Consider the following 22,459-nt stretch of genomic DNA (forward strand, 5'->3'; position numbering starts at 1 on the left):
GTTTACTTTGAAATTTTAGTAATTTTAATAAAAGTATTATTCTCTCCATAATTAATCCTGAGAAAATACAAGGCAGGCCTATAAGTTTCACCAAATACAATGCCAGTTTTATTCTGTGGCAAGGTAAAGCGCTCCATTTGATTGCCCAATTGATCAAAAACATCAATTACCACATCCGACGAAAGTTTATGATCTACCTGAAGCGTAAATGATTCATTGGTAGGATTCGGAAATACGTTTACTTTCAAATCAGTTTGGGTGCCGGTACTAACAATTGATTGTCCGGTATGTAAACAGATGCGTTCGATTTGTATTTCTGTATTAGCATTTCCCAAATCTACGATCAGGTCGTTTTCAACAAAAACAATTAAGAATATTTTCTTTGGTTCGCCTTTTTGGCAATTCAAAAATTGCAACTTACGTTCGTTAGCACCTAGGGGCAACTCCATTTGCAGCTTGTCTGAAGTCAGTTGGCTTAAGGAAACTTTAGCCAAAGGAATCCAATTTTGAGGTAACTTTGTCCAGTTGCTGGTATCCTCAACGGCTGCAACCACAAGTCTACTTCCATGTTTTATGGAAGAGCCTCGCTCCAAACCCAGCTGGATTTGTATCGTGGTTTGTCCTTTATCCAGACAAACTGGGTTTGTATACAAAATGCCCTCTGAATAATTAAGATTCCCGCGCAAAACAGCTTGCCCTCTGGTTATCTGTCGAGAATTTATAAGAGAACCATCACTATGAATCCATTGCTCCCATTGTTCCGCATCGCATAACGAACGTTCCCGTTCCGGTCCCGGAAATTCACAATCCACGAAAACCGTTACGATTTTCTCATATTCTGCACACACACTGCCGTCTGCATTTTTGCGGACTACTTCCATTTTTACATTGTAATTGCCGGGGAAGCGGAAATCATGGCAGATCAATTGGTTTCCAACACTCACTGCAAACGGTGTATTGAGATTTGGAAGTACAAACCAACGCACCATGTCGCATTCGGTCAAAGCCAAAGGACTGAAGCATATCAGACAGTCGTCGAGTTTTTTGATTTTACTGATTCCCTTTTCAACATCTTCTGCAAGATCATCCGGATCACAAGGACATATTTCGTCGCATCCAGGGAAAATCAAATGAATCCTACACGGACATTCCACATTTGAATCGCAATGACCACTCAGGATGAGATCATACTCCCCTCCTGCGGTGACTATAGCCGGTGGAATATAAATTCCAAAACCAGGAAACGCCACACTTGTGCCGGATGCAACGATGTCAGTCGGGTCATATGAATTGACCAATTGCCAGGATACAAGACTCTCGGGACAATCATTTTTACACAAGAGATTTCCGCTGAAGGTCCAGATGCAATCATCCGGCGGACATTCCAAGGTGAGGGTATCGCCGCATTCTGCTTTGACCTTTGAGTTCTTATCAAAATAAAAGCTCAGATCTGAAAATCCATCGCAAGAACAAGAGTCTGCACAGTCAACCGTAATGGTCTTACAAACTTTTCTGCTTCTGCAAGGCTCTAAAGCAGGATTTCCAAAAGGGTATTCTGATATGGTCATACAGACTGTATACGTTCCCGGGCTATAGGTATGCGTCCAGGTTCCGTTCGCAGGGATAGTGCCAATAACCGGAGAGGGTGGCTCGCCCCAATCAGGAGTGCTTTCGAAAAAATAGCAGTCTCCAAGGGATGCCGTTAAGGTAACATTGCAACCATCAACTTGAGTTTGAAAACAATTTGAAGAGGCTATCAACCATTGTATCTGCGCAGCAAATCCTGTTTTGCAACAGTTTTTACAATTCAGACTGACGGGCAACAATAAGCTCACGCTATTGCAAATATTTCCATTCTCATCGTACTCAACTACAGTAACAGCAATGAGGAAACTCATCTGGGTAGCTGAGTAGGTATGCATGACCATACTTCCCGGATAAAAAGGGCCTGTACTTATCGTTCCATCTTTCCAATTAATCGATTGAATTCGAATATCACATGGAAGTTCGTCGAAATGTAGCGTGGCTTTACATAGTGCCTGATCTGTTGTTATATGTATGGCATTTTGAACCAAAGCTTCAAAAACCTCTTTCGGTTTACAACATGTGTCGCATTCCTGTATGTAAAATTGGAAATCACATTTACATGTGTCTGTCCCACAAATTCCATTGAGATGCACGAAATAATTTTCACCTTGAGTGAACTGGCTGTACAATAAATTGATTGTCCAAACCGGATTAACAGGATCTACAAATTCAGTTCCGAATAGTACAACTGTACCTAAATAATTTTTAATCTGCCATTGAAGTACACCATCACAACTATCTTTACAATTTAAAGATCCTTCAATATTAAAACTGGTTTCATTTTTTGGACACCTGATTAAATAGGAAACGGGTGGATTGGGCTTACCTTGGCAACGAACAATCGTGTTGAATTCGCTGTTGTACATTTGGATATCGCTTAGATTGTCACAAACACATGTTGATGTACAAGCCACCAATGAAATATCATCGATAGCAATGTCATCCCAAATGCTCCCTTGGGTATCCCAAATTTCAATGTTCACGGGTCCGGTAACGGTTGCCGTAAAGGTTCCGGTTAACAAGACCCATTGATCTGGTGATTGATTGATTACTGTAGTTGGAATAATTATAGGCCCACCTGAAAGTCTGGCCAACAGCATTGGAGCCCCCATCTGATTCAGACGACTAACCAAATTATTTGCCCAAAAACAAAATACATAAGTTGTTCCTGCTTGTAAATTTACAGACTGACTCCAAATTGGATCTGAAGTTGAAGGTCCATCTGCTACAAAGAATAAATTGGTTGTCGAACCAAAAGTATGATCTATACAACTCCACTGTCCGTTGTTTAGGTTCAAAGAATTTCGAATAGAATATTCTCCAGCAGTTAGCGTGCCAAATGCATGGTATGCCAATGCAGAACTAAAACCAACATTTCCAGATTCAAAATTTCCATTGGTCACCAAATTGGGTCCTTGCTCTGAATGTTCAGGACAGAGTGCACATTCTGTATTGCAGGAAGGTAAAGGAATGCTAAGTTCCGCTACCTGATTGCAATAATAATTTCCTGTTGCATCCGACAATTGCATTTGCAAATGAATGATTCCATCCGGATCCGGGAACGGACTGGTAACTACAAAGGTCATGACCATTCTTGGAGGATCGGCAGGGCCTAATGCAGGATATAATGAAATTGAACTAGGAGTGATACTGACCACATTCGCATCCGGTGAACTGATGATTAAGTCGGTAGCATCAAAACCCGGTGACGAAATATTATCAATGGTAAATGTAATTTTATATCCAAGGCTGTCTTTCAAACACTCAGCATAGGCATTGGTCACCACCAAACATCTGTTGATGGTATCCGGTGCACATTCAAATTGCAACATCGTGTCGCAAGCGACAGTTTGATCATCGGATTCGTAAAAACGAATCTTGAACATGGAGCTGAGAGCCGAAGCAGCAGATAAAATTGTCGATTGAGATCTTTCTGCAAGAGTCTCCAGGCTTGGGCAAGGAATATTAGTAGGAATTAATTTATCAATATTTGTACCATCGCCAACACCGCCCCAATAATTTAAGCCCCAGATTGATAATTGATCATAATAATCATATGTCAAGGTGTGTGCATACCCTGCCAAAACTGTATGCCAGTTTCCGGCCCCAATAAGTTGTAATGGTATATTGCTGTGTATTGTTGTTCCATTTCCTAATTGACCATAAGCATTATTGCCCCACAACCATAAACTTCCACCTTGTTTTGTAGCAATTGAAAAATGAGCTCCTGTTGAGATTTGTTCCCATTGCATTTCCGTACCAACCATAGTAGGTGTTGAAACTGTTGCATAGTTCCCATTTCCAAGTTGCCCGAATTGATTTCGTCCCCATGCCCAAAGGGATCCATCATTTTTTAAAGCGGTAGTGTGTTCCCAACCTCCTTTTATTGACTTCCAATTGTTTGATACATCAATTAAAGTTAGGGAATTACGGTTAATATTTGAGCCATCGCCTAATTGATATTGATCATTTTTACCCCAACCCCATAGATTACCTACCAAATCAATAGCAAAACAATGGTGACCCATTGAAGCATCAATTGTTTTCCAATTTCCTGAAGATATTAGTATAGGCGATGTTCTATTTATAAATGTTCCATCACCGAGTTGTCCATATTGATTTTCACCCCAAGCCCACAAGGTTCCATTAATTTTGGTAGCGAGCACCATATACCCTCCTGCATCGACTTTGTCCCAATCTGAATCTGATCCGACTTGAAGTGGTATACTAGAATTAAAATAATTTCCTTGTCCCAATTGGCCTTGATAATTTCCACCCCATGCCCATAATGTTCCACCATCTTTCAGGGCAATTGAGAAGTGACCACCAGCAGAAACGAATTTCCAATCTGTATCTCCACTTACCTGAATAGGAACATTTTTTGCAATAGTTGTACCATCGCCTAATTGGCCGCTAAAGTTATCGCCCCATGCCCATAGTGTTCCATCATTCCTTATCGCTAAGGTGTGTTGTCCCCCAACTGCAAGCATCCTCCAACATCCAAGATCCTCGAATGTAGTTGCGCTGTCCAAACAAAATTGAATAAGATCAGTAGTAGTTCCTGATGGCAAATACGCACCCGGATAATCCAAACAAACCAAATCAGGTGTTGGTGGAGTACAGTAAATCCAGTATGAATCCTTAATCAAATTACCAAAAGACACACCCGGTGTGAGTGATTCGATCTCAATTTTACCAAAATAATCTATGGCGCAATTGTTGATCAGATCGAGTGCATAACAACAGGAAGAACTATCCACTTGAATTTCGCGTGCAACAATTTGAATTTCTTCGCAGGGATTGCAGCAGGGTTCGATTTGATAACAATATTGCGTATCCTGAAAACAAAACGAGGTATCACTATAAGTTAAGCCAAATTCCAGGCACACATCTTGCGGGCTCAGAATAGGCAAAGCACTGATGAGCTTGATACAAATGAGTGCAGACGTATTGCCGGGATCAAGAGCTGAAGCAAAATCAATATCTAAAGGATCAAAATAGCCTGTGCCACCACAAGGAACTAAACCAAATGCAGTACCAACGACTCCTATCGACACACCTGTGGCCGGATAGGGTGATAAGTTGGTCACATTAAAGCTGAGGCAATACTGATTTGGATTGCTGGTATCGCAAGCAATTTGCATATTCACGGGTTCTGTACAGTTAGGTGCGCAGGTGGGTGCAAGACAATCTGTTTTAATCGTGTCTCTGCAAACCGCTATACAAGAGCCGGATTTTGTCATCTCATACCAGATAAATTCAATTTCCTGAGTACTTGCTGCACCCAGTTGACCGACTAGGCAAAAATTGAAAAAGTCATTGGTGTAGCCAGCGGGTAATGTATTTCCCGGAAAAATGCCTCCAAAATTACTTATAAATTGGTGCGTTGTTGTTCCATTTACATATAAACCACTTACAACACTTACATTTCCAAAACTCCAACCCGGAGTAAGCAAATTAACCTTAGCTGATTTAATGCCAAAAACCAGATCATTATTTAAATCGACTGAAAAACAACAGCTGCTATCTGTACACATTAAATTTTCGTCGGAATACTTTTCTGCAGTCACACTGATGTTGTCACAACAATTTATGGTGTCAGGAGATATAATGCATTCGCAGGAGTATTTACCGATGAAGATGTCGGGATCATTGCCACTGGCTGAATAAATGGGACTGCCTGCTGTGTATGGGTCTCGTTTAAAATCAGGTGAATTTGTTCTACCGATTATTACAAAACTTCCGTTATTGTCTGGTGTTATTGACCATCCATCATCATTTTTGAAACCGTTGAGATTAAAATCTTTGAGATTGCAATCTGTATCAACTACACCAAAATAGGTATTTACAAAAGTAATACCAGATGCAGAATAATTGTTACCTCCAATAAAATAGATATTATCAGCATTATCTACAGAAAGTTCGTTGATATAATTATGATTGGGGATTTCTTTATGGCATTGGTACATTCCATCACTATCATATTTTACAATGAAGCTGGTTTCATTTGGTCCGTCAACCAGAACTGAACTTCCCCTTGGATTCAATTCATAATCATTAAATTTCGGCAGATTCTTATCAAAGCTAATTACAAATCCTCCATTTATTGCTTCAATGTCGGTTGCTGTGCCATGCGTAAGATATGGCATTAAAGCAGGTGGTGGTCCTAAAATTGCAAATGCCCAATCGAATGTTAGCGTGTTTGATGGATCCGTAAATTTCGCAACAAAAGGAGCATAATGACTAGATCTAGGGGAAACATTTGGTCCTAATGGTAAGTCGGGTGAAGTGTTATTACCAAAATCAACAAGTTTAGAATAATGCCCGGCAACATATATTTCACCAGATGATCCTACGCTTACTCCAAGTGGATATGCTCCGCCTGTGTTTGATGCTGATGGAACCAATGACGTAGACCATATATGCTCACCAGTCGTATTGTCAAATTTTACCATATAAAAATCCTGATTACCGCCGCTTACTATATATGGTGTAGGTAATGTCAAGGGAGGTACAATTATTAAATGGTCATTAAAAAATAATGTATCCGTAAAAATTCCCACTAGGATTGGATTGTTGTTTAAATCTAAATCCATATCAGATAACAACGTTCTATATTCATCATTACCATAAATTAATGACCACTTTAAGGTAGGAACGTAATAGGGATCACAAGCATCAACAATGCTGTACTTTGCTAAAAATATTACCTGGCCCTTATAATTATTTGTATGAATAGCACCAGTGCCTCCACCACCTGGAATGTTGATAATTTTACTGTCTGAAACACCGGCGACATAGAACCCTCCATCGAAATGCTTTATTACAAGTCCCTGATCGTTTGCATCTCCACTAATCGAAAAATTCCAACACAGTCCGCAGTTTTCATCATATTTAGAAACAAAGCAATCATTATTGATAGCTGGATCATTCAAATGACCCGAAACTGGACCACCATTGTAATGTCCAGTACAATAATAATTTCCTTGGTTGTCTGAATCGATATAAAAATCAGAATGGTTTGGTAAATCAAGAGGCGTTTTGGATTCGCCAAACATATTGAAACAATTTAAAGCTATCTCCGTCTTTTCGCAAATTCCACACTGCACACAAACACTAAAACAACTGTCTCTCTTAAAACACACTAGACCATTTGAATCTGTTTCTTCAAACTTTAAACAAATCGTATAGTTTCCAGATTGCTGGTATGTATGAGATGCGTCGACGGCGCCGATTCCTTCATAATAACCCGTAGTATTTCCATCACCCCAGTCGATTGACAACCGCTGACACCATCCAATGCAAGGATGATTGATACAAATCATGCAGGAATCTCTGATGACGGTAACCGGTGTAGTGGCCACATCAATAAAAGCCTGCTCATCCACACAACAGGTATCCAAGGGGCAATTTCCAAAATTTAAATTGACAATGGGGGTGTGCATATCCAATACATTCACCAGGTGTTCCCCACCCAATGGGTATTTTTGTAAGTATCCTGGTTTCTGTACTTCACACACAGTATATTGTCCAATAGGAATGTTTTGAAAAACATAAAATCCATAGGCATCGGTAAAGCTTGTCTGTATAAGATCACCGTTCCCATCTTTAAGTTGTATTTCCCATCCAATACCAGGAGGATCGCCTACATCGCGCCGACCATTACACTTTTTATCTAAATATTTGTGTCCGGTAATGAAATTGGTTTGTCCGCAACAAACTGATTCCATCATACCTACCCCGGTAATGCTACCCAAAATATTCAAACCCATCGCTACGCTGGATTCATTGCGGAGTTTTGCCTTGATGCAATATTTGCCTGCATCCAATATGACCGTATGAGCAACAACCGTAGGCGTCGTAAAGTCTGCTGTGGTGCCACTGGTGATACTGGCTAAATTTTGAATGAGTGTACCAGATGCATCGCATAGATCAATAATTGTTGTATTATCGACAAGAATGCTCATATCGATGGTTACAATGGTGGAATCCTCACAAACACAGAAACAATTTTCTAAAGTATAAGGAGGATTTGGCTCCGGGTTGTCTGCTTCCAAATCAGGAAATGGATAGGCTGAAATCCATTGGGAACCCAATTGGTTAGCCCATGCACTATTAGGGCTAATCACATAGGCTGGTGCGGGAACACTAGGTGTATAAGGCACGACCACCAAAGGCGTTGTAGTTAATTGCCAGGCGCTGGTTGCAGAACCTGGAAACAATAATACATCATTAATTGGGTCAAAACCCGTGCTAATATTCAAGACGTTGGTCCGACAAGTGTCCGGACAGCTTGCACAAGGCAAAACGTTAACCGTATCCTGACAAGTTGCCGTATTTCCGCATGCATCCGTAACCGTCCAGATTACATAATGTGTTCCCACAGGATAAATTCCTGATGCGTCATTGGTATTGTTGTAATTATTCACAATTACAGGTGTAACATCGCAATTATCCGAAGCCAGGGGAGCAGTTAATGTAACCGCGGCTTCACAAATTCCACTCTCAGAAATAGATCCTTGCAATGTGTCATTTCTCCCACAACCAACAATCGTCGGCAGTTCTGTATCATTTACAGTAATAAATTGCAAACACTGCGTACTCCTCCCGCATTCATCGGTTACGGTCCATGTTCGTTGAATTTGCTTTGGACAAGGACCTCCCGTTTCTTTATCATAATAAGACTGTGAATAGGCATTACATTCTTCAAGAACTAATGGATCTCCGGTAATATTTGGTGTAATGGCTGCGTTACAATCTACTGTAATGGGCGGAGGGCAAGATATCACCGGACCGTTGAGATCAGCCTGGACAATAGTTTGTTGGCAATGAATTACATTTCCACAAAAATCAGTAGCCGACCAGTCGCGAATGATTTCCTTATAACATAAGGTCATTTGTATGATGATATCCGTATAATTGATAACGGGATTGGGGTCAACAATATCAGTAGCTGTTGCGCTACCTGTAAATGCCGGCAAAATAGATTCGTCACAATCAACGGTAATGTTTGGTGGACAAACGATCGCAGGTGGATTGTGATCGGCTTGCGTGACGGTCACGTTTTTACAAAACTCACATTCGTTAGTTCCGTTTGAAACAGTCAGGCAAACCTGATAAGTTCCTGCTGCATTGTAATTGTGAGATGGATTGGGTTGAGTACTGCCGCATGGTGGAATGTCACCAAAATCCCAGCAATAACTCAGAATGCCTGGTAAATTTGTTGTTATATTAAACTGAACATTTCCACATTGATCTGTTTGAGTTGCGGAAATCTCGCCAATGCATTCAAAATTACAAATTTCTTTACTGCGGTATTGAATGGGACTACTTGTAAGTGAAGCAGGCTCGCGTAAAGTCTCGATAGAAGTTGTTGGTTGGGATATTACTGTACTCAAAGTCATTTTCAAAAAATTGCCGCCAACAGAATCCAAACCACAATCATCAATTCCGGAAACATGTGAAGCCAGATATCCGTCTTGCAGACCATATCCATCAGGAGTATTTAATCGACCATCCACATAGGCAAAATCATTTAATCCGCTGCGATACAAATTTCCCAATCCAAAATTATCGCCAACCAATGGGTACTTACCTTTATGTACTATAAGTGAAGAACCATTGTCTTCCCCTTGAAAAACTACAGGTTTAGAAGTGAATGCTATATATGACTCGCCAACAGCGTAAAATCCATTTGTTTGAACCGGAATAATCTGATGAACATTGGTTATAATGCTTGATTCATACATAAAATTATTAGCAGTTGTTGGAGAAATTTTGTATATTCTTCCTTTAGGCGGAAAACCAACAAATGTTCCTGCAACCAGATGTTCTCCTGAAGACGTACGTTGCACATCATGGATGAGAACATTCACCCCAAATCCTCTGCCCTGATTGGTCGGCATGCCTGCACCATTAATGACAACATAAGTTCCATTGTTTGCCAAGCGCCCGGACAAAGCAAACGTTCCGGCAACCGGATCGTAAACCGTAATTTTTGAATGAAATTCATCGTCTATATTCAAAGAACCTATTCTTTTTCTCCATCCGAAAAGGGAAGAACCCTGTGGATTCATGGTTGTCACGATGACATCGTCATCATTTCTGTTGTTCGTTCGATTGATGGAGCCCACTACCATATAACGGAAATCCTCCGTTACGTGCAAAGGATTGGTTACAATGCTGTTGTAGGATTCATTGATGCCGTAATCATAAGAATTCAAAAAAAGTACATTTCCATTGAGATCATAGGTGCCTACCATGACGTCTTTCGGCAATGAAGCATTAATATCTCTTGATCCAACCAGCAGCAGGTTTCCCGATGAATTTACCAAAAAGTCATTCCAGGAAGACGTATCGTTCACTACTTGCGTCCAGACCAAAGTCCCAGTTTCAGTAAACTTGCATAAACTGGCCTGCCCTTTATGGTCGCCTATGACATAATAATGATTTTGATGGTACAATACTTTTTTGAAAGTATTTGATTGCGCATCCCCTGCAAGAAGCTGAAAAGTAGATGGTGCGGGTAAAACATTTTCAGTATAAGCGCAACCATTCGTTGCATTGGAGATTTTTGATTCCTGTTGATCGGTCGAAGTTAAGAACCATCCATGCAGGAAAATGAATAAAAGGACAAAGGTTTTCATATTAGATTGGTTTGTGTGGTGAATGTATTTTTAATTATGATTCAACGTTTTATTAACTTCCCCCTGAAGCGGTATGATTTCCCGTACATGCCAATTGCCTTATATAATAAGCCTTTATCATATTAATGCTTTGATCATGTTGCTTCTACAGATGATGTAGGTCCTCAACGGGAAAACGTTACCCCAAACCGGGAAAAAATATTACCTAAAGAATCACAGGTATGTTTCCCGCGGCAAACCCTGGATAACAATTTCTCCCCAAGGACGGATATTATACCTTCTGCCTCTGGCGGGATTGTTCGACATTCAATTTTAATTTATCCACCTGCCGGAGGATTGTAAAAATTGTGTTTCACTAATTGATCTCTGGAGACAAAGTAAAAACTCAAGCAAGATTGAAAATTGCTCTTGTGATGCGAATAAAATCTGGTTTGGCTTTTTAGGCGTTTGGTAAGTGGCGGTGAGTCTCATATTTATTGATGCGACAGACCATCGAAATCATTTCCCTGATTTCAGGAATTTGAATGCAAACATGGACTATAATTACACACTAGAGGAACCAGATGAACTGCGTGCAATGATTGCGGACTCAAATCTCCTGTAGATGTTTTAAAAAGGAATCCCTGCGGCTTTGTGCCAAAGGGATCTCGGTACCACAATGGAGTTGAAGACAGTCGCCTTCCTTTTTAATAATGCGGGCTACATTACATACATTTACTAAATAGGAATGATGCACTCTGAAAAACAAAGCAGAATTCAATTCCTGTTCCATTTGCCGAAGAGATTTGCTCACCAATAACTTATGGCCGCTTTTGAGGTGGATCTGGCAATAAGATCTGGCTGCGCTGAGGTAGCTGATGGTATTTGCGTTGATGAATTCATATGAATTTTTTGTGGGTATAATCAATAATCGGCCTTTGGATCCAGTTATGCGGCCTCCATTCTTTCTCATCGTTTTTTATTTTCGCTTCAATTCCCTGGTATAATTAATTCATTCAACCCTGATTCTGATCGGGCTGATTTCCAATTCAATCCTATTCTGGCCATTGTATTCTTAAAGTCAAATATATTTGCTTAAATCAACCAGCTTCTTATCACTTTCCCAAATGCGTGTTTTGCTTTCCCGGGACCTGGGTTCGGTTTAGCGTATTTGGAAATGTAGATATTCTATAATGAGATGTGGGGGGAAGTGGAGTAAATGTTACCCAACCCAATGAAATAATGAGCTACCCATAAAACTATAACAAACAATAAATTTTTACTATATATATTCTTGTTTCTCAATTTGGATGCAAAAATATATTTTACAATTAACGCTCCATATGATCATCAATAGGCATAGCACAGCCATTACATAAGCAATTACATTCGTCTCTATTCGTAGTGATGGGCCTTAATTTTCGAATCAGAATTGTTGAGTTATTTCTAGTTGTATCCAATAAATAGGGATCGATATATTTAATGATTGGGAATGGGATGCCATCAAATTGAGTGATGGGTTGTGTTGGTTGCAAACTTACCAAATTATAATCCGAAGGATTTCCTCTTAATTCAACGCAAAATTCAAAATTCCCATATTGGGATGGATTTGTAATTGTAAGATCTGTTCCCTGTTTTGCCAAAGTTGAAGACCTGCCCGCCGTACTGAAAATAAATTTAAGATGATTGCCAAGAATCTCCATTGAAGTGTATGGTGTGAAATTATTATGACCCTGATCACCTCCATAATTCCACTTGCCAAATTTCGCGGTCTCTGTTTTCACAATTTCTGGCATTTGTAAATTAACAGTGACAAAATCAACATTATCTATTCCATCATTAAAGAACTGTACAAAATACTTCACAAAATATCTGTCCTTGCAAAAAGGAAAAAGCCAATGATTTTTTTGTTTGTAGATGCATTCAACTCGTATAAAATTAGGATCATGAATATCTCTGAGAGTTTCCTCAATAAATCCAAGTTGGTTTCCATTATCACAGACTAACTCAATTTTTAATTTAGCCCCTATAAGGCAAGGATCATAAGTCGAATCAATTTTAAAATTCAAGAAGTGATAAGCATTACTACCTGGTGAATTAATTCCAGTAATTTCAGTAACAAAATTATTATTTATTGCTGCAGTCATCGCTGTTGGATCATTGAATGACCAATTCATTGAGGCAGCATTTTGAAAAATATGACTTAGGTAAACGATATTCCTTGGCATGCAACCTACAATTACAGGTTGAACCTGATGGATAACTAGTTTTAATGGCCAGCTACATCCATCCTCTCTTTTGATATCATTTGGAATGATCACTGTAAAATCTTTTCCTCTTACAAAATTATGATTTATTGATAATATGTCCGTATATGAATACGTATTTAAATCAACACATGGTGAGTATGGTTCCTCGCAAACAATACTGCTTTCAACTGAAATATTCTGAGGAGGATCATCCTCCTCGTAAATATTTGTGAAATATAAATATTGCGGGGCCATGGCATTAGAATAGCTAAAAGTATTTTGATTATAGCTCAAGCCTCTGGTATTAATATAATGACGGTTATCAAAAATGATAAACAAATCATTCTTTGGTGTCCCATCTTCATGGGGAACACCTGGTGTTGAAGCCCCATTGATTGAAAAATTACTTGTTACATCATTATCCGAGTATGCATATCCTCCTCCGATTGCAGATCCTGTAATACGACCTTTTTTATTTAAAATATACCACTGATGATCATGCTGCTGTGCTGAAACTAAATTTACAAAATAAAATAGAATAATTAATATTCGCATGGATAAATATTTTTTTTTACAGTTGGCCTGCATTCTGTTAATTAAATTTTGAAACTTCGTTCTATTTGCTTTTTTCTTTTTGCTTTACTTTAACACGTCTTTGACAATCATCACCTTTATACCAACTTGGAGCACAGGCACACATGGTGTTTATCTTCCTTTTATTTCGTTTGTTAATTTTTTCAACTGGAATGTTAAGGTCTAGCATTTTATCAAACGTTTGCTTCTTACTATCAAATGTAACATGCCCATCCAATGGTATGAGCCTTACTGCATTGGATTCTGGATTTCCTTTCAATTCAACGCGAAAATCAATACCTCCTTTAGCATATAAATTGAAATTTTCACTGAGACTGTCATGGGGTATTAAAAAGCCCCTTTTAAAAAGAAATTCAATTGTTTGCCCTTGTCTTCTTCTTACTACAAATGTATCTGCTTGCGGTCTATAGCCACGCCTTGCTCCAAATCTATAGGCAAATACATCAACAGAATTTGCATTGATATTATTTGGCATTTTTAATGTAACTTTTACCGAATCCACAACAGAATTTCCACTATTTTGAAATTGAGCCCTGTACACACCAATATACCTATCCCTGCGTTTATGTACAGCTTTGTGATGATAAATACACATGAGCTTGATTAAATTGGGATCATGGCCAGCTCTTATCGTATCACTAATTGCTTGAACAGTAGACCCGTTGTTGCATACCAATTGAATTTCCGATTTAGAACCTAAATAATTCGTTGGGAGGTCCTCTTTAATCCGTAAATTAATAAAATGGTTTGAAGAGCTAATGGGAATATTAGAAATGGACCCTTGTAAAAAACTAGCCCCCGGTAATGGCTGAAAAGAAGCGCTGCTGAAGTTATTAAATACTTTAGAGTCCGTAAAAACTACAGGATCATAAGTAATATTAAAATAGCCATTGCCACAACTTTGCGTTGCTGCAGCTGGTATGATTAAGACTACATCTTTTCCGCTTACAAAATCGTGATTTAATTGCATTGTATTAGACTGGGTAGTTTCAAACTCTAATAGCCGGCCACCGGAAGGACTATTAATTCTAATCGATTCGGGCGGATCATCCTCCTCATAAATATTTGTGAGATACAAATACTTTATGTTTTTGGCGGATTTAATCTTGTACATTCTTTCATTACTCGAAGCATCGGGCCACACACTTCCCTTATTAATATTTCTTGTATTATAAAAAGTCCCGTCTTCATAAATCACAAAGAAATCATTCCTTGGAACAAAACTATTTACTAGTTGGATTGGATAATCTACACTATCAATACCAAAAATATCATTATTGCAGAAAGTTGATAGTTGTTGTGAATAAACATTTGATTTGGTGTTCAGGTTATAACCTGTTTTTGCCATACTGTCTAAAACTAACCACTGATGGTCATAAGATTGTGATTTAACACTAATAACTACTAAAAAATAATAGAAAACAACTAAAATTCGCATATGCTAAGATTTAAATTTATCTTATTCTAAAAAAATCTAAACTCTTCCAACAAAACCTGATAACATAATCCAATATGATTTATCCATTAATAATAATCTTCCCCATACCCCACAAACCCAGCCCAGTAATAGGGATGTTTTTTTTCAAATCCAGCTTGCTTCCAATAATGTACTTTAGCTTCGTTGAGAGCAGCAGAAATTGATAAACCGGCTTTCAGGTTCTGGTAAAAGCGAATCATGACCGCGGCGGTAGACTTATCGTTGACTGCCCACAAAGACATGATTACCGATGCGGCTCCGGCTTCGCGAAATGTTTTTCCAAGACTGCGCAATCCTTCTCCGTATTCCCATTCCCCCAAACCCGTTTCGCAGGCACTTAAGACCACCATGTCCCAGGGTTGGTAATAACCACTCAACAATTCCAATTCCAGGCGATTGTTCGCTCCGGGTAGCACTAAATAAGCTTCCGGGCCTTCTGCCTTTGCATGGCCGGAATAATGGATCTTCGTCGCTTTGCGCATACCATTTAGCAATGTGTTAATATCCGAACTTGTGTCAACGATGACTCCGTTCCGATACAATTGCTGAAGTCCACTTACTTCTTCTTGTGTATAGCTCAAGGCATAAGCGTTACCACGACTGGCTAATAAATTTTCTACGAGATGTGCAGGATCGGGAGGTATTGGATACTGGGGATGTATGACGTAAATCGCATCATTGGCGGTTTTCTTCTTCGGTAATACTGCTTCCCGGTAGCTGAATGCATAATCCAAGATACAGTCTTCCATCAGGTAACGTCCAGCAGGTTGCAACAAGGCGTCAAAGGGAATCAATTGAATTTCCGCATCAGCAATGATTTTGATATTTTTTGGAATTGACCGGACTTCTTTTGGCATAAGATAGAGAAACAATTCCCTAAGCACCGTCTGGTATTCTGTGTTGTTGGGTTCCCTGCAACAAGAAAACCATTGCCTGAGCAAACTATCCAAAGTAGCATAAGGCCCCAGTGATTCAAAATAGAGGCTGCCGTTCAAAGAGGCAAAAACATATACTTTATTCCGGTCGGTGTGATACTCCAAATAATGCTCCGGCTGAACAATTTGAATTTCACAGTTTGATCGACTTCCTAAATAATGTTGCTTAACCCGGTTGCATTTCACCAATTCATTGAACACGAACCCTTCTTCATAACCTGGATTACGACGATTCAGCTTGAGCCTGATTTCATATTCCTGCCAGGCTCTGAAATTTTTCCTTCGAACATCTGTTAGTTTTTCAAATGCGCACGCTCGCTGTGCTTTTTCCTGCTGTAACAGCCCTTTAGATGCGTCTAAAAACAATCGCGCATATTCCATGATGGTTTGCCGGTCTCCACCTGTTTTTTTCCATTCCGCCAATTGCGCAATGGCCCGATCTACCAACTTCCTATTGTATGAAATGATGGTCAGTTTGCTGTTGTCGGACAATAATTCATTCCTGATTTGCCCGTATCCGAAGATAGACCAATAACAATAACGTATGGATTGCTCCAACCAAGCTTCACAAGGCTCCAGTTGATGTAGCTTCGTAAAATACGATGAACTGATTTCAAACAACTCTGAATAGGTATTGTCATCCAATGTCGTGTCGGGTAATTGCCGGAATTCCAAACTTGTGACTTCCGGCCAATAATAATTCATGGCTTCCACCAAACGCCTCTTGCATTGCTCCAGATTTCCCTGGTCGAGATACATTCTGGCCCAACTGATATTGCATTTTATATAATCCCGGTCTTTGTCTTCAATAAAATAATTTTGTGCCTCTTCAAAATATTTCTCAGACAGTTTCCAAAATTTAATTTTATGGTTATACTTTGCCAGTACTGTGCAGAGCATGAAATGATTCTCTTTTTCTTTATCTAATGTAGTCTGTTTGAATATTTTCTGCCCTTCACGAATGAAATGATTTGCCATACCTAGCGAATCTTCATCGAGGTAATTTGAAGCCAATTCCATGGCATTTGCAAACATTCCTTGTCCATGATTGATTTTTTTTGCCAGATTAAATCCTTTCAATGCATACTGCTTAGATCTGCTCAAATCCCCTTTACTGGCGTACAACCTGGCGATGTTGGTGTAGTTCCTCGTCAAACTATCAAAAAAATTTTGATGTTCCAAGGCTTCGGCAGTCAGCTGATGAAAATATAATGATTCATCCAATTCATCTTTCCTGTTGTAAATATTTCCCAACTCATTCTCAACGTACCAACACCAGCGGTCAAGACAAAATTTATCAGAGACATAAGCGTGTGCTTTAAGAAAAGTCTGAAGTGCCTGTTCCCATTTATTTAAATTTCTGAAACGATTGCCTAAATACATATGTGCCCTCCTCATTAAGGAATCCGGGGCCTTGCTTTGTTCCATCCAAAACAAAGAATGCAGGGCCTCCTTATGCATCCTGTCATCAAAAACAGAATCGGGGATTCCTTTCCAAATTTTATTGAGTTTCGAAACATATGCTAACCATGCTCCTGAATCTCGAAGGGCACACAGCGCATCGAAATTGGCCGGGGTGTATTGAGATTTTAAAGTCATACTGAAAAGTATACCCATTACGATTGGGGCCAATTTGGAAAATGGGGGCACGTTGCGGTTATCTGGTTCAAATTTAACAATTATTTGAAGTTTGTGCAATATTTTCTCCGGACTTTTGTCATTGGGGTAACTTATTCTATTTTTGATTTCACATTGCATATAGTAAAGCGTGAGTCTTGAAGAAATCATCGAGGGTATCCGTGGCACGGAACGTCAACGTGCCCATGTGGTAAAGGTTTTATATCAGGACCATACTTTATTTGAATCGATCCGGATCTATATACAGGGACATTACGGCACGGAAGAGGATGTGCAGGTGGTCTTTGATGACATGATCGTTCAACTCATTAAAACGGTGTTTACCAATCGTGATTTTACCATCCAGGGCCCCATAAATGCATATTTGATGGGAATTGCCAAACATCTTTGGTATGCCGAAAGCCGAAAAAGAATGAACCGAATACCCACTGCCTCGCTTGAAAATTTCGATCCATTAGAGGATGAAGCTACACCCGAACAATCCTTGATGAACCGGGAAAGGGCAAAAACTCTAAACAGCATTTTATCTTCCATTGGTAAAAATTGCAGGGAGGTGCTCATGTTCTGGGCAAATGGCTATCGCATGGATGAAATTGCCCAGCGCTTGGGCTATCAAAGCGAAGGAATGGCCCGAAAGAAAAAAAGCATCTGCCTCAAAGAATTGTTGCTCCTTGTTGAATCTAATCCACAATTAAAGTCTGAACTCAATTGATGTACGATCCTTACGAACATATTGAAGAATATTTAAAACAAACTTTGAACGAAGAAGAATTCCGGCGTTTTGAAGAATACTTGTCGAAAGATCCAGGTTTACAAACTGCCATTTCTAATTTTCCTCATGCGCAAAAATTAGCGCAATCACTGATTGAAATAGAAACTCGGAATCAACTGCAAATGCTCAGAAAATCATCAGATGGTTCCCCTATAAAGTGGTATATCCTCCTGGCTTTATTATTATTGTCCATCTTAACATCCATTTGGTATATGAAAGAAAAAAACAAAATGGATGAACCCGAACCGCCTGATCAAATATTTGCTGCCTTGTATGAAGCTCCTGCCCATCAAAGCAACAGAAATGCTTCCGACCTCCGTAATCTGCTGGATTCCGCCATCTATTATTTTGATTTGCAACAAGATCAAAACAGTTACCACTTATTCTCCAGAATCTTGTCCAAAGACAGCCTTCATGTTCAAGCCAATCGATATTTAGGTCATTTGGAACTAAAGAAAAAGAATTATAAAGAAGCGTATGATTATTTTCAGCGAGTCTATTCAATAAATGAGGAACCTTTTGCATCAGAAGCCTTGTACTTGCTCAGCGTGATCGCCTTTTTTGAAAACGATTTGGAAAATGCCCGCTCATTATTCAATCAGCTAAAATCAAGAAGCTACCTTCCCGGACAAAATAAAATGGAATTGATGGAGAAATTATTGAAATAATGAACCTGGAAATGAACACCCTAGAGTGGCTTTAATCAACTGCAGGCAATTTTAATTTTCACTTAAAGCGTTTTTCCAATCGCGGCCCCACAAAAATGACCCAGGTCGAAAAATCTTCACTAAAATCCACAAAGCGATGTTCTTCATAAGCCGGTACAAAGAAAAAATCACCCGGCCCGAAGCTTTGCGTTTTTCCGGAATGCTCAAAATTCCCACTTCCCTGCAGGATGATGTATATTTCATCCCGGTCATGGGGTGTTTGATGATCCCGATCTATTGGTCGGTAAATTTCCACTGAAAACGAGTCTTTTTTTAATAATTCGAGGAACAATTGCCGGCTCTCTTTCAATGCAGCCAAGGCTTCATTTGCGGAAATTTTCATGTTAATGAAGTTTTTTTTGTAATGAATGATTTGCAATTCAGCAGGTCCATCAAATGTTTGTATTTAATGTTCCATATTCCCCATCCTCAAATACACCGGAAACCAAAGTGTTCTCTTTTCTCCGTCCGGCCAATATTTTTGTAATGCTCTCTTGAAGCGTTCTATTGGAGAATTTTCATTATTTTTTTCTTGCGGATTTATTTGATAATAAGATCCCCATGCACTCCAGGAATTCAAATACCCTAACAACTGTTCGTGATTCCATTCAACTTCCATCCTGAATTCTGCCTTGAGCTGGCCACCAAACGGAAACGGAATGGTCTGCAGTTTGTCTTCTATGTACTTTCGTTCAGAAGCCCAATAGGGCCCTAAAACATCCTGATATAAATACCCTATTTGCTCATCTATAGCATCATTAACGCGAATGTTTTCATAAACCCAGATGGCAATAACTCCTCCCGGCTTTAAGACGCGTAGTACCTGTTTATAAAACTTTTCAAAATCAAACCAATGAATGGCCTGAGCGACCGTCACCAGATCAAAACTTTGATCAGCTGCACTGCATTCTTCTCCGGTTTCACATTTGTATTTAATATTATCCAATTTTGCGGCGTAACTGAGTTGTTCTTTGCTCAGGTCTGTTGCATAAACCTCTTTGAATTTGTGTGCAAGCTGCTGCGCCACCTGACCGTTGCCGGTTCCACAATCCCAACAAGCCTCAAATTGTTTACAGCGCTTATAAATAAAGGGGACTTCTATTTATTAAAAAAGTTCGTTTCATTTGTTCAAATGATATTCATTTAAACTTCAAAGGCTACAATGGAGCTTTTGCAAGCAAGGTTTTTCAACAATTTCGATTCGGTTTTCAACAATTTCGTGAATTTATTTGTGATTTTTCAGTTCCGGGCACACTATGCCCATGCTACTTTTCTTTTTAGTTGGATAATCCAGAATAAATTATATGTTATGTTTGTCAGTCCAATTTGAAAAGAAGATCTTACTTTACCTATGCATCGTAATTTCATTTTTCCAAACATCGTGGTGATACAACCAAATACATGTTCAACTCGTGCACGTGTTCTTGATAAGTTCGTATTTCTGTCTTGCTCCCTGTCGTTTAATGGACGGTTTCTTCTTCCTTTCTGATTTATACAAGGTATCATCCCTTTCTTCCGGATTCGTTCTCGGAAATCCCAGCTTGCCGAATCTCCATATAAGCGTTTTCCTTTATCCCGTTTTTCTATCAATACATCCGTCATTTCACCATCATAAACATTCGCAGGGGTTATTTCATAGTTGGTAATCAGTTTGGTGTTTTTATCGATCTTCACATGATCTTTATAGCCGTAGGCTTTGCGATTATGGTGCTTTACCCAGCGGGCATCGGAATCTTTTTGTCTTCCAATATTTGGGTTGTCCTCCCATTCTTGTGGTATTTGCCCATTCTTTATTAAGTCATTATCCTCTTTACTATTGCGGTTAATTTCGCTTTCTACAATATGAGCATCTACAATACTACCCTTATTTATTATTACCCTATTCTGGTGTAATAGTTGATCCAGTTTTTTGAATAACCTTTTATCCGCCTTCTTTAAACTCAATTCATTCTTGAACGACCAGATTGTTCTTGCGTCAGGAATCTGATCCGTTCCTCGTATTCCTAAAAATAATTTAAAACTTGTCCGGTCTGCTATTTGGAATTCCATTGATTCATCACTTAAATCATATATTCTTTGAACAATTAATAACTTGAACATCATCACTACATCATAAGATGGCCTGCCGGGACCTTCTCCCGTTCTTTTAACAATTTTTTCCAGCTCCTTTCGAAAATATTCAAATCTGATGTAATCGTTAAGCTTAGCTAATGGATCTTTATCAAAAGAACGAAGTTTTTCAACAAGCGCATCCCACTCAAATAGCTCAAGTTGTTGCTTTGGTGTAATGATTTTGGCCATATAGAATTTTTCCCAAAAGATAGGTATTTTTATGAATATTTAGAAGTCCCCTAAATTCAAAAAGCTGCAAGGGATAATGCGGTCTGTACCTGGAATAAATTGCTGCACTGATACTGAATAAATCTTTGGAATTCATATCACTTTCTATAATATCTTCCTCCTTTTAAACCAGAAATAGATGACAATTACCACTGTGGCCATCAAACCCAGGGATAAAAAGTAACCTTTTGGCCACTTCAATTCAGGCATATTATCAAAATTCATTCCGTACACACCTACAATAAATGTAAGCGGAAGAAAAAATGCAGAAAAAACCGTAAGTAGTTTCATCACATCATTGCTTCGCTGGGTCGTAATCGATAAATAAGTATTTAAAAGGTTGAGCGAATCGTCCATGATCTCGTCATAAGTGAGAATTGAATGCGTGAGTTTGTCGCGGATGTCCTGAAGTCTGGTCTGGTAGGATTGTTTTATATCAAATTGGTTGAGTACGTTTTGAGTAAGTATTAATAACTTTCTTCCAATGCGGGCCTTGATTTTTTGAAAATACAAATCTTCCAGTGAAATCTGTGAAGATTTCTTCAAAAATAAAGTCCTTTCAAACTGGTCAATGCGATCAGCCTGATTTTTTAAAGGAGCATCAAATGAATGAACCATTTCAAAAGCAATATCAAGAAATAGTTCCTGTGGATGCTGATAGTCGGGTTTTTCAATACTTAAAAATGAAAACTCTTTTCTATGAATGGTTATCAATAAATCTTCCTTTAAGAAAAAAGCAATTTTATTGGAGATTTCACTGTGCTTTGTAATCCGGTCGCCAGCCAATGCCGTAAAAGACCTCAAAATGATAAATGTATATTTTTCAAGCTTTTCCAATTTAGGCAAATGCCCGTGCTGCAGGCTATCGTTCACGAGGTTTATATCCAGTAAAAACTCCGAAGCAAGCTCTTTTAACTCTGGTTTTCCGGGATTTACAAAGTCTATCCATTTAAACGAAGAAAAAGTTTTCTCTTTTCTAGCCGACATCCTTTCTCGATTTCTTAAAATCCAAAGTTAGTTAATTGTAAAAAAAAA

The 22,459-nt window shown here is 39.0% G+C and carries 11 protein-coding genes; 2 read left to right on the top strand and 9 right to left on the bottom strand.

What is annotated here, in order from left to right:
* Window positions 1-2: 2 nt before the first annotated feature.
* From IPM34_00615 to IPM34_00635, 5 genes are all read right to left on the bottom strand, one after another.
* On the bottom strand, window positions 3-10,733 hold the full coding sequence (locus tag IPM34_00615) for a PKD domain-containing protein (GenBank protein ID MBK8954045.1): 10,731 nt from the start codon (window positions 10,731-10,733) through the stop codon (window positions 3-5).
* A gap of 589 nt (window positions 10,734-11,322) precedes the next feature.
* The gene (locus IPM34_00620) at window positions 11,323-11,685 is read right to left on the bottom strand and encodes a LytTR family transcriptional regulator (GenBank protein MBK8954046.1); all 363 of its coding nucleotides are present in this window, start codon (window positions 11,683-11,685) and stop codon (window positions 11,323-11,325) included.
* Between the two features lie 358 nt (window positions 11,686-12,043).
* Window positions 12,044-13,516: a hypothetical protein gene (locus IPM34_00625; protein ID MBK8954047.1), complete on the bottom strand. Its 1,473-nt coding sequence runs from the start codon at window positions 13,514-13,516 to the stop codon at window positions 12,044-12,046.
* 61 nt (window positions 13,517-13,577) lie between these two features.
* Complete coding sequence (locus IPM34_00630) at window positions 13,578-14,993, bottom strand: hypothetical protein (GenBank protein ID MBK8954048.1); 1,416 nt, start codon at window positions 14,991-14,993, stop codon at window positions 13,578-13,580.
* A gap of 86 nt (window positions 14,994-15,079) precedes the next feature.
* Window positions 15,080-17,584 (bottom strand): CHAT domain-containing protein, encoded by a 2,505-nt coding sequence (locus IPM34_00635; GenBank protein MBK8954049.1) that lies wholly within the window; start codon window positions 17,582-17,584, stop codon window positions 15,080-15,082.
* A gap of 151 nt (window positions 17,585-17,735) precedes the next feature.
* Between IPM34_00635 and IPM34_00640 the strand changes: the two genes are divergently transcribed.
* Both IPM34_00640 and IPM34_00645 read left to right on the top strand, forming a co-directional pair.
* Complete coding sequence (locus tag IPM34_00640) at window positions 17,736-18,317, top strand: sigma-70 family RNA polymerase sigma factor (protein MBK8954050.1); 582 nt, start codon at window positions 17,736-17,738, stop codon at window positions 18,315-18,317.
* The gene (locus IPM34_00645; GenBank protein MBK8954051.1) at window positions 18,317-19,045 is read left to right on the top strand and encodes a tetratricopeptide repeat protein; all 729 of its coding nucleotides are present in this window, start codon (window positions 18,317-18,319) and stop codon (window positions 19,043-19,045) included. The genes IPM34_00640 and IPM34_00645 overlap by 1 nt, the downstream gene beginning before the upstream one ends.
* A gap of 58 nt (window positions 19,046-19,103) precedes the next feature.
* Here the strand turns inward: IPM34_00645 and IPM34_00650 are convergent, their stop codons facing one another.
* The 4 genes from IPM34_00650 to IPM34_00665 form a co-directional block, all read right to left on the bottom strand.
* Window positions 19,104-19,427 carry a cupin domain-containing protein gene (locus IPM34_00650; GenBank protein ID MBK8954052.1) on the bottom strand — a complete coding sequence of 108 codons (324 nt, stop codon included), beginning with the start codon at window positions 19,425-19,427 and terminating at the stop codon, window positions 19,104-19,106.
* A gap of 63 nt (window positions 19,428-19,490) precedes the next feature.
* Window positions 19,491-20,186 (bottom strand): class I SAM-dependent methyltransferase, encoded by a 696-nt coding sequence (locus tag IPM34_00655; GenBank protein MBK8954053.1) that lies wholly within the window; start codon window positions 20,184-20,186, stop codon window positions 19,491-19,493.
* A 152-nt stretch (window positions 20,187-20,338) separates the two neighbouring features.
* Window positions 20,339-21,385, bottom strand: coding sequence for an IS5 family transposase (locus tag IPM34_00660; GenBank protein MBK8954054.1), 1,047 nt, complete (start codon window positions 21,383-21,385; stop codon window positions 20,339-20,341).
* 144 nt (window positions 21,386-21,529) lie between these two features.
* Complete coding sequence (locus IPM34_00665) at window positions 21,530-22,411, bottom strand: hypothetical protein (GenBank protein MBK8954055.1); 882 nt, start codon at window positions 22,409-22,411, stop codon at window positions 21,530-21,532.
* Window positions 22,412-22,459 lie beyond the last annotated feature (48 nt).

The organism is Saprospiraceae bacterium (assembly GCA_016716185.1).
Lineage (GTDB): Bacteria > Bacteroidota > Bacteroidia > Chitinophagales > Saprospiraceae > Vicinibacter.

Coding starts and splice junctions, on each gene's coding strand:
- IPM34_00660 (MBK8954054.1), bottom strand. CDS start 21,385: ATGGCCAAAATCATTACACCAAAGCAACAACTTGAGCTATTTGAGTGG.
- IPM34_00625 (MBK8954047.1), bottom strand. CDS start 13,516: ATGCGAATATTAATTATTCTATTTTATTTTGTAAATTTAGTTTCAGCA.
- IPM34_00630 (MBK8954048.1), bottom strand. CDS start 14,993: ATGCGAATTTTAGTTGTTTTCTATTATTTTTTAGTAGTTATTAGTGTT.
- IPM34_00620 (MBK8954046.1), bottom strand. CDS start 11,685: ATGAGAAAGAATGGAGGCCGCATAACTGGATCCAAAGGCCGATTATTG.
- IPM34_00665 (MBK8954055.1), bottom strand. CDS start 22,411: ATGTCGGCTAGAAAAGAGAAAACTTTTTCTTCGTTTAAATGGATAGAC.
- IPM34_00650 (MBK8954052.1), bottom strand. CDS start 19,427: ATGAAAATTTCCGCAAATGAAGCCTTGGCTGCATTGAAAGAGAGCCGG.
- IPM34_00615 (MBK8954045.1), bottom strand. CDS start 10,733: ATGAAAACCTTTGTCCTTTTATTCATTTTCCTGCATGGATGGTTCTTA.
- IPM34_00635 (MBK8954049.1), bottom strand. CDS start 17,584: ATGGGTATACTTTTCAGTATGACTTTAAAATCTCAATACACCCCGGCC.
- IPM34_00645 (MBK8954051.1), top strand. CDS start 18,317: ATGTACGATCCTTACGAACATATTGAAGAATATTTAAAACAAACTTTG.